General features: G+C 53.1%; 19 protein-coding genes and 1 pseudogene. 16 read left to right on the top strand and 4 right to left on the bottom strand.

The annotated features are described in order from the left end of the window. The 5 genes from WMO17_RS11730 to WMO17_RS11710 all read left to right on the top strand — a co-directional run. On the top strand, positions 1–306 hold a 306-nt coding region (locus WMO17_RS11730; RefSeq protein ID WP_349138173.1), incomplete at its 5' end, for a hypothetical protein. After that, positions 306–419 (top strand): CD1375 family protein, encoded by a 114-nt coding sequence (locus WMO17_RS11725; protein ID WP_263287078.1) that lies wholly within the window; start codon positions 306–308, stop codon positions 417–419. The genes WMO17_RS11730 and WMO17_RS11725, both read left to right, overlap by 1 nt. Beyond that, positions 412–807 (top strand): YcbK family protein, encoded by a 396-nt coding sequence (locus tag WMO17_RS11720; protein ID WP_005938138.1) that lies wholly within the window; start codon positions 412–414, stop codon positions 805–807. The genes WMO17_RS11725 and WMO17_RS11720 overlap by 8 nt, the downstream gene beginning before the upstream one ends. A gap of 14 nt (positions 808–821) precedes the next feature. Then, complete coding sequence (locus WMO17_RS11715) at positions 822–1,049, top strand: hypothetical protein (protein WP_044953283.1); 228 nt, start codon at positions 822–824, stop codon at positions 1,047–1,049. A gap of 1 nt (position 1,050) precedes the next feature. After that, complete coding sequence (locus WMO17_RS11710; protein WP_005938144.1) at positions 1,051–1,302, top strand: phage holin; 252 nt, start codon at positions 1,051–1,053, stop codon at positions 1,300–1,302. 437 nt (positions 1,303–1,739) lie between these two features. On the opposite strand, the gene lepA is transcribed toward WMO17_RS11710, so the two are convergent. The 4 genes from lepA to WMO17_RS11690 are packed head-to-tail and all read right to left on the bottom strand — an operon-like array spanning position 1,740 to position 6,123. Beyond that, a complete protein-coding gene (gene lepA, locus WMO17_RS11705) occupies positions 1,740–3,551 on the bottom strand; it encodes a translation elongation factor 4 (RefSeq protein WP_097774375.1) in 1,812 nt (603 codons plus the stop codon). Positions 3,552–3,571: 20 nt separating this feature from the next. Next, the gene (gene alr, locus WMO17_RS11700) at positions 3,572–4,774 is read right to left on the bottom strand and encodes an alanine racemase (RefSeq protein ID WP_349138170.1); all 1,203 of its coding nucleotides are present in this window, start codon (positions 4,772–4,774) and stop codon (positions 3,572–3,574) included. 3 nt (positions 4,775–4,777) lie between these two features. After that, entirely contained in the window at positions 4,778–5,557 is a 780-nt protein-coding gene (locus WMO17_RS11695) for a tRNA 2-thiocytidine biosynthesis TtcA family protein (protein ID WP_005938152.1), read from the bottom strand. Beyond that, complete coding sequence (locus WMO17_RS11690; protein ID WP_005938154.1) at positions 5,554–6,123, bottom strand: hypothetical protein; 570 nt, start codon at positions 6,121–6,123, stop codon at positions 5,554–5,556. The genes WMO17_RS11695 and WMO17_RS11690 overlap by 4 nt, the downstream gene beginning before the upstream one ends. A 310-nt stretch (positions 6,124–6,433) precedes the next feature. Between WMO17_RS11690 and rplM the strand changes: the two genes are divergently transcribed. The 11 genes and pseudogenes from rplM to WMO17_RS11635 all read left to right on the top strand — a co-directional run bounded on the left by rplM (position 6,434) and on the right by WMO17_RS11635 (position 12,913). After that, positions 6,434–6,862 (top strand): 50S ribosomal protein L13, encoded by a 429-nt coding sequence (gene rplM / locus WMO17_RS11685; RefSeq protein ID WP_005938158.1) that lies wholly within the window; start codon positions 6,434–6,436, stop codon positions 6,860–6,862. Positions 6,863–6,879: 17 nt separating this feature from the next. Then, positions 6,880–7,278 (top strand): 30S ribosomal protein S9, encoded by a 399-nt coding sequence (gene rpsI / locus WMO17_RS11680; protein ID WP_005938160.1) that lies wholly within the window; start codon positions 6,880–6,882, stop codon positions 7,276–7,278. Positions 7,279–7,625: 347 nt separating this feature from the next. Then, the gene (locus WMO17_RS11675; protein ID WP_349138169.1) at positions 7,626–8,456 is read left to right on the top strand and encodes a phage antirepressor KilAC domain-containing protein; all 831 of its coding nucleotides are present in this window, start codon (positions 7,626–7,628) and stop codon (positions 8,454–8,456) included. 144 nt (positions 8,457–8,600) lie between these two features. Continuing rightward, positions 8,601–8,780 (top strand): annotated as a pseudogene (locus WMO17_RS11670) (helix-turn-helix domain-containing protein); the annotation flags it as partial. A gap of 572 nt (positions 8,781–9,352) precedes the next feature. Then, positions 9,353–9,580 (top strand): helix-turn-helix domain-containing protein, encoded by a 228-nt coding sequence (locus WMO17_RS11665; protein ID WP_349138167.1) that lies wholly within the window; start codon positions 9,353–9,355, stop codon positions 9,578–9,580. Next, entirely contained in the window at positions 9,561–10,169 is a 609-nt protein-coding gene (locus tag WMO17_RS11660) for a DUF1819 family protein (protein ID WP_349138166.1), read from the top strand. The genes WMO17_RS11665 and WMO17_RS11660 overlap by 20 nt, the downstream gene beginning before the upstream one ends. Position 10,170: 1 nt before the next feature. Further along, the gene (locus tag WMO17_RS11655; protein WP_005929853.1) at positions 10,171–10,746 is read left to right on the top strand and encodes a DUF1788 domain-containing protein; all 576 of its coding nucleotides are present in this window, start codon (positions 10,171–10,173) and stop codon (positions 10,744–10,746) included. 44 nt (positions 10,747–10,790) lie between these two features. Then, entirely contained in the window at positions 10,791–11,948 is a 1,158-nt protein-coding gene (locus tag WMO17_RS11650; RefSeq protein WP_349138164.1) for a BREX-1 system adenine-specific DNA-methyltransferase PglX, read from the top strand. Positions 11,949–11,969: 21 nt separating this feature from the next. Further along, complete coding sequence (locus WMO17_RS11645) at positions 11,970–12,452, top strand: DUF3990 domain-containing protein (protein ID WP_013274275.1); 483 nt, start codon at positions 11,970–11,972, stop codon at positions 12,450–12,452. Continuing rightward, positions 12,449–12,688, top strand: a complete 240-nt coding sequence (locus WMO17_RS11640; RefSeq protein ID WP_005539002.1) for a hypothetical protein — start codon at positions 12,449–12,451, stop codon at positions 12,686–12,688. Before WMO17_RS11645 ends, WMO17_RS11640 begins: the two co-directional genes overlap by 4 nt. A 3-nt stretch (positions 12,689–12,691) precedes the next feature. Then, positions 12,692–12,913: a DUF3791 domain-containing protein gene (locus WMO17_RS11635; RefSeq protein WP_118728543.1), complete on the top strand. Its 222-nt coding sequence runs from the start codon at positions 12,692–12,694 to the stop codon at positions 12,911–12,913. The last annotated feature ends 10 nt before the right edge of the window (positions 12,914–12,923 follow it).

The raw sequence follows: 12,923 nt of genomic DNA, 5'->3' as shown, positions 1-12,923 counted from the left end.
CACCCCGCCGTGGAAGGCGTGGAGGAAGTGAGCCACTACGAGACCGTAACGGAGTATCCCGGCGGCGGCAGGGATGTGCGGAAGGTCATCGACGTTCCGGGCGTGCCTGCGCAGGCCGCATGGACCGAACAGGTGCCGGTGCAGAGATACATCCGCTATACGGAAGAAGAATTGGCCGCGCGGGAAAAAGAGCGCCAGCAGGCCGAGGAAGCAGCCCGTCTGCCCGAGACGATTGCCAGCCTGACCTGCCAGCTGACCGACCTGCAGCTGGCCCTGTGTGAACTGTACGAAGGAGGTGGTGTGTAATGGCAAGGATCTATGCGGCCCTGATCCGCAAGGGCATCAAAACGCTGGAGGATGTGCCCGCCCGGCTGAGGGATGCCGTGGCAGCGCTGCTGCAGGAGGACGGCCATGCTTAACGTTTACTCCCGCGCAAGGGATGGCGAAACGCTGCTGAGCCGCAGCTTCCGCGCAAAGGAATTTGCCTGCAAAGACGGCACCGACCCTTTGTTTGTGGACAGCGAACTGGTGCAGGTGCTGCAGGCCATCCGTGACCATTTTGGCGCACCGGTGGTCATTACCAGCGGCTACCGCACCGCTGCACACAACAGGGCTGTGGGCGGGGCGGTTTACAGCCAGCATCAGTATGGCCGTGCCGCGGATATCCGGGTGTCCGGCGTGCCGGTGGAGCAGCTTGCCGCCTACGCCGAGACCCTGCTGCCCGGCACCGGCGGCATCGGCCGCTACCCCGCAAAAGGCTTTGTCCATGTGGATGTGCGCAAAGCAAAAAGCCGGTGGGCCGGGTAAAGGCGGTGAACGGAATGGAAACGATCTTATCCGCTGTCATTGCCGGGGCCGTGACCCTGATCGGCGTGCTGATCGCCAACAGCCGCAGTCAGGCCGTGACCGACACCAAGCTCGAAGAGCTGACCCGCGAGGTGCGTGAGCATAACAATTTTGCCCGCCGCGTACCGATTTTAGAAGAACAGATGAAGGTGGCCAACCACCGCATCGCTGACCTTGAACAAAATGAGAAAGTGAGGAATTGATATGAACTTTGGTAAAATTTCTGCCGCCACCATCGCCCGCACCGCTGTGCTGCTGCTTGCCCTGACCAATCAGGTGCTGAGCGCTCTGGGCAAACCTATGCTGCCCATTGAGAGCCAGACTGTGGAACAGCTGGTGACCGCCGGCATCACCACCGTGGCCGCGCTGATCAGCTGGTGGAACAACAACAGCTTCACCTCTGCAGCCATTCAGGCCGATGCCGAATACGCCCGCCTGAAGCAGAAAAGTGAGTGAGAAAGCCCTCGAAGCAGTGTATCAGTAGTACTTTTTGACTGAAAAGTATTACTGATGCAGTCATCTTTCACAGCAGCCCCGGAAGGCACCCAGACAGCCTTTCCGGGGCTTTTTTGCTGCCCAGATGATTCGTTCACGCAGATTCAAGAACGTTTCGCGCAGGTCTCGATGACTTTTGCACTGAAATCATGTATAATCCGGGCAGAAGCAAATCGGAAAAGAGCAGTCAAGAGACTGTAAGCGGCCCCCTAACGCCCCAACGTAAAGGGACTGTTGCAAAATAGTCCCAACAACAAAAAATGAGATAGGTTTCCCCGAAAGGGGGTGCCTATCTCATTTTTTGTTGTAAACTGAGGTTGTAAAAAAACAGATAGAACCCGCGCGCTGGGTGCATTGCAGCCTACCAGAGCGCGGGTTCTCTTTGATCTATAAAGTTTTTAATCGTCGTCGCTGTCCAGCTTGAGCACAGCGGTAAAGGCTTCACTGGGCAGGGAAACGCTGCCCAGCTGACGCATCTTCTTTTTGCCTTCCTTCTGCTTTTCCAGCAACTTCTTTTTGCGGGAGATGTCGCCGCCGTAGCACTTGGCAAGCACGTCCTTGCGCATGGCCTTGACCGTTTCACGGGCAATGATCTTGCCGCCGATGGCAGCCTGTACCGGGATCTCGAACAGGTTGCGGGGGATGTTGTCCCGCAGCTTTTCGCAGATGCGGCGGCCCTTGGCATAGGCGTTATCGCGGAACACGATCATGGACAGCGCGTCCACAGGGTCGCCATTGAGCAGGAAGTCCAGCTTGACAAGGTCGCTCTCGCGGTACTCCTTAAACTCATAATCGTAGCTGGCGTAGCCCCGGCTGCGGCTCTTGATGGCATCAAAGAAGTCGTACACGATCTCGCCCAGCGGCAGAGCATAGTGCAGATCAACGCGCACATCGTCCAGATACTTCATGTCGATCAGCACGCCGCGCTTGTTCTGGCACAGATCCATCAGGCCGCCCACATAGTCGTTGGGGGTGTACAGGTGAACATCCACAAAAGGCTCTTCCTGCTTGACGATGTTGGAGGGGTCGGGGTAGCTGGAAGGATTGTCGATCATCTCCACAGTGCCATCGGTCAGGGTAAGGCGGTAGCGCACGCTGGGCGTGGTGGTGATGATATCCAGATCGAACTCGCGTTCCAACCGCTCGGTGATAATCTCCATGTGCAGCAGGCCAAGGAAACCGCAGCGGAAACCGAAGCCCAGCGCGGCGCTGGTCTCCAGCTCAAAGGTGAGGGAGGCATCGTTCAGCTGCAGCTTTTCCAGTGCATCCTTCAGGTCGGGGTACTTGGCACCGTCGGCGGGGTAGATGCCGCAGAACACCATAGGCTTGACCTGACGGTAGCCGGGCAGTGCTTCGGCGGTGGGATTATTGGCCAGCGTGACGGTATCGCCCACGCGGGTGTCCTGCACGGTCTTGATGCTGGCGGTCAGATAGCCGACCTCACCAGCCTGCAGCTGGGCACAGGGAGAAAGGTTGGTAGCACCCATGTGGCCCACTTCTACCAGCGTGAACTCCGCGCCGGTGGCCATCATGCGGATGGTATCGCCGGGCTTCACGGTGCCCTCAAACACACGGATATAGACGATAACGCCCTTGTAGCTGTCGTAGATGCTGTCGAAGATCAGCGCCTTCAGCGGGGCATCCGGGTCGCCGGTGGGAGCAGGAATGTCGGTGACGACACGCTCCAGCACCTGATCCACATTCAGGCCGGTCTTGGCAGAGACGCGGGGCGCATCCAGACAGGGCAGGCCGATCACGTCCTCCACCTCCTGCGCCACCTCGTCCGGGTGGGCGCTGGGCAGGTCGATCTTATTCAGGATGGGCACCAGTTCCAAATCATGCTCCAGCGCCATGTAGGTGTTGGCCAGCGTCTGAGCTTCCACGCCCTGGGTGGCATCCACCACAAGGATGGCGCCCTCGCAGGCGGCCAGACTGCGGCTGACCTCGTAGGCAAAGTCCACGTGGCCCGGGGTATCGATGAGGTTGAACTCGTAGGTCTTGCCGTCCTTGGCGGTATAGTTCATGGTGACAGCGCGGGCCTTGATGGTGATGCCGCGCTCGCGCTCAATGTCCATGTTGTCCAAAATCTGGTCTTCCATGGTGCGCTCGTCCACACTCTTGGTCAGCTCCAGAATACGGTCCGACAGGGTGGATTTGCCGTGGTCAATGTGTGCAATGATGCAGAAATTGCGGATATTGTCTCTTGCCATGTAGTTCCTCCGGGAGAAATTTAAGCTTCCAGTATCCAATCCTCGACATCCACGATCTTTCCGTGCTCGAGGTAGACGCGGGGCACGCGGCGGGACACGCCGCACAGCACCTCGTAGGAAATGGTGTCGGTCTTGCGGGCGATGGTCTCGGCAGTATCACTGACGCTGCCGCCCCACAGGATGGCTTCGTCGCCCTCGTGGATGTCCGGGATACCGGTCACATCCACCATCATCTGGTCCATGCACACGCGGCCCAGCACCGGGCAGGCCTTGCCGTGGATCTCCACGATGCCCTTGCCGCAGCTCAGCTGGCGGGGATAACCGTCCGCATAACCGGTGCACAGGGTGGCCACCAGCGTGGGCTTTTCGGCGGTGAAGCGGCGGCCATAGCTGGCGCTCTGACCGGGCTGCATTTCCTTGATCATGCTCACCACGGTCTTGAGGGTCATCACCGGCCGGAACTGCCCAAAGCGCACCTCGTCGCTGGGGTCGTAGCCGTAGAGGATGATGCCGGGCCGCGCCATGCAGCGCTCCCGGGCCAATCCCTCGGGCCAGTCCGGGTGCAGCATCACGCCCGCAGAGTTGTCACAGTGGACGGTCTGCGGCTCGCGGCCTGCCGCCTTGAGCGCATGGAACGCTCTGACGAACAGTGCGTGCTGCTCCGCGGTATAGACAACGTTCTCTTCGGCGGTGTCGTCGGCCACCGAGAAGTGCTGGAACAGGCCGGTCATCTCAAGGCCCGGCAGCTCACACACAGCCAGCATTTCGCGGATGGCGGCATCAAAATCGGTGCGCAGGGCAAAGCCGATGCGGCCCATGCCGGTATCTGCCTTGAGGTGGATCTTTACTCTGCCGCCTGCCTTTACGGCAGCAGCGGAAAGGTTCTGCGCCTGTTCGGTGGAGTAGCACGCTACGGTGATATCCTCGTGGATGAGGGTCTGGGCGTACTCCGGCTGAACATGGCCCAAAATAAGGATGGGCAGAGTCTGCCCGTCCTGACGCAGCTGCACGGCCTCGGTCAGGCAGCTCACTGCCAGCCATGCTGCACCCTCCTGCGCAAAAACGCGGGCACACTGCACAGCGCCGTGGCCATAGCTGTCGGCCTTGACCACCGCGCACAGCGGCAGGTCGCCGGCCCGGGCTTTGACGGCCCGGAAGTTATGCCGCAGGGCATCGAGGTCGATCTCGGCCCAGACGTGTTTTTCAAAAGGTTGAGTCTTCATGATTCATTCTTCCTCGTTTGTAATTGCAAAGCTGCCGCGCCCGGTGTGGACGGGCCGCCAGCCATCGATGCCGCTCTCCTGCAGTGCGTGCAGGGTTTTCTGGCGGAAAGCGTGGTCGGTGCGGCAGCGCTCCTTGACGAACTCCTTGGTCTGTTCGCGCACGGTCACGCCGTCAGCAGGGCAGACGCTCTTGACGATGGGCAGCCCCTCGGCGTTCACTGCGGAAATGACCTCCTGCTCGGTGGCCAGCAGCATGGGCCGGATGAGGGTGAGGTCCCGGCGCGAAAGATAAGTGACCGGCGAGAAGCAGCCGATGCGGCCCTCCCGCCAGAGATTCATGTAAAAGGTCTCCACGGCATCGTCCAGATGGTGGCCCAGCGCCACCTTGTTGCAGCCCAGTTCCTGCGCTGCCGTGTGCAGCGCGCCGCGCCGCAGCTTGGCGCACAGGGCGCAGGGGTTCTTCTCCTTGCGGTAGTCGAACACTACAGGGCCGATCTCGGTACGGCGGATCTCATAGGGGATATCGTACTGGGCAAACAGCTCCTGCAATACGGTGTAATCCATGGGCCTGCCGCCGAACTGCGGGTCCAGCGTGACGGCCTGCACCGTAAAATCAAAGCCGATGTACTTGCGCAGTTCGGCAAGGCCGATGGTAAGGGCCACGCTGTCCTTGCCGCCGGAAACGCCCACCATCACTTTATCGCCAGGGGCGATCATTTCATAGTCCTGCACAGCCTTGCGCATCAGGCCGCACAGACGCTGCATCGCACGGGAACTGCTCATGACAGGGTCACACTTTCCACAAGATTCACAATGTCGTTGATGGAGGCCAGTTTGGTCAGGCCGGAAACATACACCACGTCACCGCTGGGGTAGGTAATGGTGGCCAGCACCGCATAATACGCCTGAATGTCGCAGCGCACGGCCTCCACCTCGGCACCGTCCACGGTCAGGTTCACCTTGCGGGGCTTGATGACGCCATAGGCCTGCTTGAGGTCCTTCTCGGACGCATCGATAAAGTCCGCGTAGCTGTCGGCAGTGCCGCGCTGCAGCAGCACAGCTTCGTAGTCCTCACCGTCGGCGCTGTCTGCCGTGGCGAGTTCCAGCACGGTACCAAGGGTGCTGTCCTCGGTCATCTGGCATACCTTCCAGATGGAACTGTCATAGTAGACGGAAACGCCGTTTGTGCCGGTGTAGTGGGTGTCCGGGTTTGCGGGCACGCTGCGGTTGACCAGCAGCGTTAAAATAATGTAAGCAATGATGCCCAGAGCAACAAAGATGCCCATAGCGGCCAGAAGCTTGGAGGTGCGGCGCTGGGCAGAGGCGTTGTGGTCGATGTCGTTTGGCATGTAAAAAATTCTCCTTGTATCAGTGCGCAGCAAAAGCTGCCATATCCTTTATAGTATACCACACCGGCAGACAAAATTGTAGCGGGCAGCGGCAGAAAATGTGCGGCCGTGGGCAGAAAATTTTGCAGAAAATGCGTTTTTAGAAATAATGAGAATTCAAGAGAAAACGTGAGATTTTGCAAGATTGAAAAAATTACAATGAAAAAATCAAAAAATGCTGTTGACAGGCACCTTTTTATGATGTATACTGACACTCGCGCCCCAGAAAGGCGCCTGAAACGTACAAAAAGCTTATCAGGAGGAAATAGATATGAGCACTACTCTCGTGAAGCCCGCTGAAGTCGAGCGCAAGTGGTACCTGCTCGACGCTGCCGGCAAGAGCCTGGGCCACGTCGCTGCTGAGGCCGCTGTTCTGCTGCGCGGCAAGCAGAAGGTCGATTATACCCCCAACGTGGACTGCGGCGATTTCGTTGTTGTCATCAACTGCGATCAGGCTGTTCTGACCGGCAAGAAGGCTGAGCAGAAGTTCCACATCACCCACAGCAAGTACATCGGCGGCCTGAAGAAGGTCCAGTACAGCAAGCTGATGGCTGAGCACAGCGATCTGGCCATGACCTACGCTGTCAAGGGCATGATCCCTTCCAACACCATCGGTGCTAAGGCTCTGACCCGCCTGCACTGCTACCAGGGTGCCGAGCACGCTCACGCAGCTCAGAAGCCCGAGAAGATCGAGTTCTAAGAAGGAGGCAATCGAACATGTACGAAACCAAACCTTATTTCTACGGCACTGGTCGTCGTAAGGATTCCGTTGCCCGCGTTCGTGTTTACACCGGCACTGGCAAGATCACCATCAACGATCGTGATATCGACAACTACTTTGGTCTGGAGACCCTGAAGCTGATCGTCCGTTCTCCGCTGGTCCTGCTGGGCCTGGAGGGCAAGTACGATGTCGTCGTCCGCGTTTCCGGCGGCGGTGTTTCCGGTCAGGCTGGCGCTATCCGCCACGGCCTGAGCCGCGCTCTGCTGCAGCAGAACGAGGAGAACCGTGCTGCTCTGAAGAAGGAAGGCTTCCTGACCCGCGATCCTCGTATGAAGGAACGTAAGAAATACGGTCTCAAAGCAGCTCGTCGCGCTCCGCAGTTCAGCAAGCGATAATCGACAACTTCAAAATGCTAAAAAAGCCCGGAAATACGCCATTTTCCGGGCTTTTTCTATACCCAAAATTCTGTCTGGACTGTTCGGTTTTGATGGAATTTGAACGGAAATTTATGGGTTTATAGTGGTCAAATTACTGGTGGACAAGCCCATTTTGACCTCTTATGGGTTAAATTACTGGTGGACAATAGGAGCAAATGAAGTCCAATTTTGCCATTGACGGACGAACACATACTTGACTGATTTACATAGAGCCTTGGCTCATTCTTTGAAAACGAGAATGGGTCGAGGCTCTATTTTTTTCGCCTGAAATCCGGCGAGACAAATTTGAGTAGGAGGTAACAGGTATGACGGATTTCAATCAGAAGACCCATGATACCGATGTGGGCAGTCATGGCGGACAGTCGAGGCAGATGACGGAGGTGTTCGAGAACCAGGAGTTTGGTTCGATCCGCGTGTTGCAGGAGGCGGGCAAGACCTTCTTCTGTGCAAGTGACGTGGCGAAAGCGTTGGGGTATGTGAATCCCTACGCCGCAGTGAAACGCCATTGCAGAGGCCCCCTAACGAAACGCGAGGGGGTCGTTCAGAAGGTGAATCAGTATGGGGATGCTGGAGAGCAGGTCGTTGAAATCACCTTTATCACAGAAGGCGATGTTTACCGGCTGATCGTTCACAGCAAGCTGCCATCGGCAGAACGATTTGAACACTGGGTGTTTGATGAAGTTCTCCCTTCTATCCGCAAGCATGGAGTGTATATGAGCGATTCCATTTTGGATCAGGTGATTCAGCATCCGGAGGTCATCTACACCCTGGCACAGGAGCTTGTAGCCGAGAGGGAGCAGCTTGAGGGTATCCGCAAACAGCTGGATGCGGCACAGCCCAAGGCAGACTACTTCGACACCTTTGTGAACTCGGAGGATTGTACCTGCATCCGGAATTTCTGTAAGGAAATCGGAATCCCGGAGAAGACGGCAGTGGCTCTTTTACTGGATCATCGCTATCTGTACCGTAGTCCAAGCGGCTGGCTGATGCCTTTTGCAGACAAATCTGCAAGGGGCTATTTTATTGTCCGAGATTGCTACGGCAGAAGCGGAAAACTGGTGCAACAGACGAGAGTGACCTGCAAGGGAAAGAATCATCTCTTCAAGTTGTTTAAGAAATGGGGTGTGATCGAATGACGCTTTTTACAGAGGGACGCCTTCAGGCGTTTGAACGTATGATGCAGGATACCGGCAAATACCATCGCCGGGAGGACAGCGAAGATCGTCCGCGCAAATGTCCGAAGAAAAAAGCGGAGCCTGCGAAAAAGGATGGTGAGCACCATGCCGGTATTCAGGGTTGAGAAGAACAGCAATTACACAACGATGTGCAATTACCACCTGCGGGATCAGAGTCTCAGCCTGAAAGGGAAAGGACTTCTCTCCATGCTGCTCAGTTTGCCGGACACATGGAACTATTCGGTACGGGGGTTATCTTCGATTACGCCGGATGGCGTAGATGCTTATAAGAAAGAGAACGGCTCTGACAAAAAGCTCCCGCGCATCAGCGAGCTGAACGCAGAGTATGCGATGCTTCTGGAACGAAAGAAAAGCTCCTATGCAGAGTACCGCAAAACAAAATCAGAAATGCAGGATTGGCTTGTGGCACAGAAAATCGTGCAGGAAATCCTGAAAGAGGACGAACAGAAGAAAGAGCAGCTGCATGAGCAAGAAGTGCGGCAGGAAGAAGAAAATAGACAAAGCAGTCGATGATGGAAAGTCCGGTGCAGTGTGGGTGTAATGCTCATGCTGCACCGGGCTTTTTTTCTTTGGCAGGAACTGCCGTTAAAGCATCCGGAACGGATGCGCAGCCCGATGCCGCAGGCAGCGTTCTAAGGGGATTGGGGAGTTTCCCCAACAAGCAGAAAATCGCTTTCGTGTCACGAAAGCCCTGCTTGCAGAAGAGTGGGTTCTAAAAAAATCGTTCAAAATTTGGAAGAACTTTCGATTGATTTTGTTCGTTTCTTGGAGTAGAATATAAATGAGAAATTTTAACTTGCTGCGAGTGACTTTAGACATCGAAAAAGAGGTTCCGTATGGATTTCATGACGATTAAGCAGGCTTCTGAAAAATGGGGAATCTGCACAAGGAGAGTACAGACATTATGCACAGAAGGGCGAATTGATGGTGTCGAGCGTTTAGGCCATCAGTGGGTCATTCCTATTAACGCCGAAAAGCCGAAGGATGCCAGAATCAAAAGCGGCAGATACATTAAAACAAAATCCGGAAATGGAGAGAACGAAGATGGAAAGAAAACCGTATAGTGCCGGAGCTGTGAAATTTTCGTTCTGGTTCATGGAATTTCGGAAAACCGTGCAGCTTTTGAACGAGGGTAAGAGCTTTGCAGACATTAAAAAGTTGAATGAAGAGACAAACATCTATGGCGCACCGACAAAACTGCGAGCGCAGCAGATTTATTCTACCGTAGCAGCCCGTATCAAGACATTAGATGAAAGTTTTTACCCAATCTTTCTGAGCAGTGATCTTGCTACACAAAAGTTATTTGTGCTGACTGCGGCTCTTTTGCATGACACGCTGTTCTTTGATTTTGTGTATGAAGTAGTGCGGGAAAAAATGATTCTTGGTTCGGATGAGTTGACGGATGCGGATATCCGGATATTCTTCAAAAATAAGCAGGAACAGAGTGAGAAGGTGGCTTCTTTTCAAGACTATACGCTGCATCGCCTTGGCTCCTGCTATAAAACGCAGCTTTATGAAGCTGGCCTTTTAGAATGCAACCGGGCAAATAGCACAAGAAAAATACTGAAGCCAATTCTTGATATTGCATTTGAGCATTGGCTTTATGACCATGATCTTGGCATCATGGTAAAAACACTGACGGGGGTAAGATGAAATGGATTTAAGCCAAAGACTGGATGAGATGGAGCTTGCAATCCATAAGCCGTCTTTCCGAAAAGGAACAGGCCGCGCAAATGAGGTCAACTATTGGGTGTTTGATTATCCACCGGAAAAGGAACTGGAAGTTCGGGAGCGTGTAGAGTATCTGAAAAACAAGAACGACCGGGGCGATGATGATTTTGAGCTTGTGGTCTTTGATCTGTATGATATCATCATTGACTTTTTGGAAAAGAAGAACTTCATGGAAAAGTGCTATGACTTTGAAAAAAAGCGAGGAATCGAGCGTATCGTCAAGGCAGTCACCAACTCCATGAAGGTGAATGACGATGACAGCCTGATCGTGCAATATATCAAAGAACATACGCCGGAGAATGCAGTCGTGTTCCTAACCGGTATCGGCAAGTGCTATCCGATTTTGCGTTCCCACAAGGTGCTTAACAACTTGCACCAGGCGTTTGTGCGCTGCCCGGTCGTGATGTTCTTTCCGGGAACCTATAATGAGCAGGAGCTGATTCTGTTCAATGAGATTAAAGACGATAACTATTACCGGGCATTCCGACTGGTAAAGTAATGGATGGAGGAAACTGTTATGCAGATCAAGGACATCCATCAGTGTTGGCTTATTTGAATTCAAAAGCTGCTGCTTATTTGCTTAATATGTTTAATCCCACAGCAAGCTTAACTGTGGCAGATGTATTAAAATTACCTTTTTCTGTGGAATGGGACACACTAAAAATCCGCGAATTGTCAAACAACAATCTTTCGGCTTGCCAAGATGATTGGGATTCGTTTGAGATTTCAACAAATTTCTTAGAACATCCATGTAGTGGAGGATTCTCCAATATTGAAAGCGCATACAATTATTGGAAAAAAAGGACAATTGATAGATACGAATTGGTTAAAGAAAATGAAAAACTACTTAATGAGTATTTTTCAAATAAGTTTGGATTGCAAGAAGAATTATCTAATGAGCCTGATGAAACAGATATAACTGTACGCAAAGCCGATTTGCAACGGGATGTTAAGAGCTTATTAAGTTATGCTGTGGGCTGTATGTTTGGGCGTTACTCATTGGATGTGAAAGGATTAGCCTACGCAGGTGGCGCATGGAACAGTAGCAATTATAAGACCTTTATCCCGGATGCTGATAATGTTATCCCCATCACAGATGAAGAATATTTGGATAATGACATTGTGTCTCGTTTGTGTGAATGGCTGAGAGTGGTGTATGGAGTTGATTCACTGGAGTGCAATCTTGATTTTATTGCCGAAGCACTTGGAAACAAGGGTGAAACCAGTCGTGAAATAATCCGTAATTATTTCTTGAATGATTTCTTTAATGACCATAAAAGGATATACCAGAGGTGTCCGATCTACTGGCTGTTTGACAGCGGCAAGCAGAACGGCTTCAAGGCACTGGTTTATCTGCACCGCTACACGCCGGATACCATCGGCAACCTGCGTATCGACTACCTGCATAAGATGCAGCGTGTATATGAATCCGAGATCAACCGGATGCAGGATATGATGGATCACAGCGAGAATGCCCGTGAGGTGGCAGCTGCCTCTAAACGTAAGGATAAACTGGCCAAGCAGCTGAAGGAATGCCGGGAATATGATGAGAAGATCAGCCATCTGGCACTTTCCCGTATCGAGCTTGACCTCGATGACGGCGTAAAGGTCAACTATCGTAAGCTCCAGACCGCTCAGGACGGCAAGTTCTATGAGGTGCTGGCAGACAGTAAGAACATCATGGTGAAAGAGAAGAAATAAGAGGAACAGGAGGCGTTTGCAATGATTTTGTACCACGGAAGCAATGTTATCGTAGAACAGCCGAAACTTATCCGGCAAAATCGCTATCTGGACTTCGGTTTTGGATTTTATACCACCACCAATCGCGATCAGGCAGTGAACTTCGCTCAAAAGGTCACTGACCGCCGCAAAACAGGAGCTGCTACGCTGAATATTTATTCCGTAGAGGAAGCAGTGGCTTTCAAGGAGTGCAGTTTGCTGCGCTTTGACAGCCCAGATGAAGCATGGCTGGATTTTGTAGCCGAGAACCGTCAGGGAACCTATCAGGGAAAGCAGCATGACCTGATTTATGGTGCTGTGGCAAATGATGATGTGTACCGCACCATTACCCTGTATATGACCGGAGTGCTGGATAAGGAACAAACACTGGCGGCACTCAAGATTCGGAAATTGTTCAACCAGCTGGTGTTTGCAACTGAGAAGTCTCTGCAATACTTGCATTTTGAAGGGAGGGAGCTTGTATGAACGAAGATCAGTTCAGCGCAATGCTTGCAATCATTGTGCCGCCCATCATCGAACAGATTACAAAAAACAGCAATGTGGATGATGAAAAAGCGATTTCCCGCTTTTATCAGTCCAAGCTCTATCAGGAGCTTTCGGATGAAAAATCAAAATTGTGGCATTACAGCCCGATGACGCTGTATACCATGTATCAAGATGAACTTCTGACAGGCTCCTATGATTACCCGGAGGAGGCGTGAGCGATGAGCAAAGAATCCAATTTCTTGATTTATTGCATGGAGCGGTACCGTCATTTCAAAGGGCTTTCCGGTGCTGATGTGGCAAAAACCTTTGAAGAGTATGGCATCTATGGGTATATCACAAAGTATTTTGAATCACTGCACACAATGGGGGATCATTGCATCGTGCAGGATATTGACGATTATATTAGCAGCATCACAGGCAACAACCGGATCAAGGCGTAACTGCCTGTAT

The organism is Faecalibacterium faecis (assembly GCF_040096475.1).
Lineage (GTDB): Bacteria > Bacillota > Clostridia > Oscillospirales > Ruminococcaceae > Faecalibacterium > Faecalibacterium taiwanense.
Note: the sequence above shows the minus strand (reverse complement) of the source record. Positions and strands in the feature narration are given on the sequence as shown.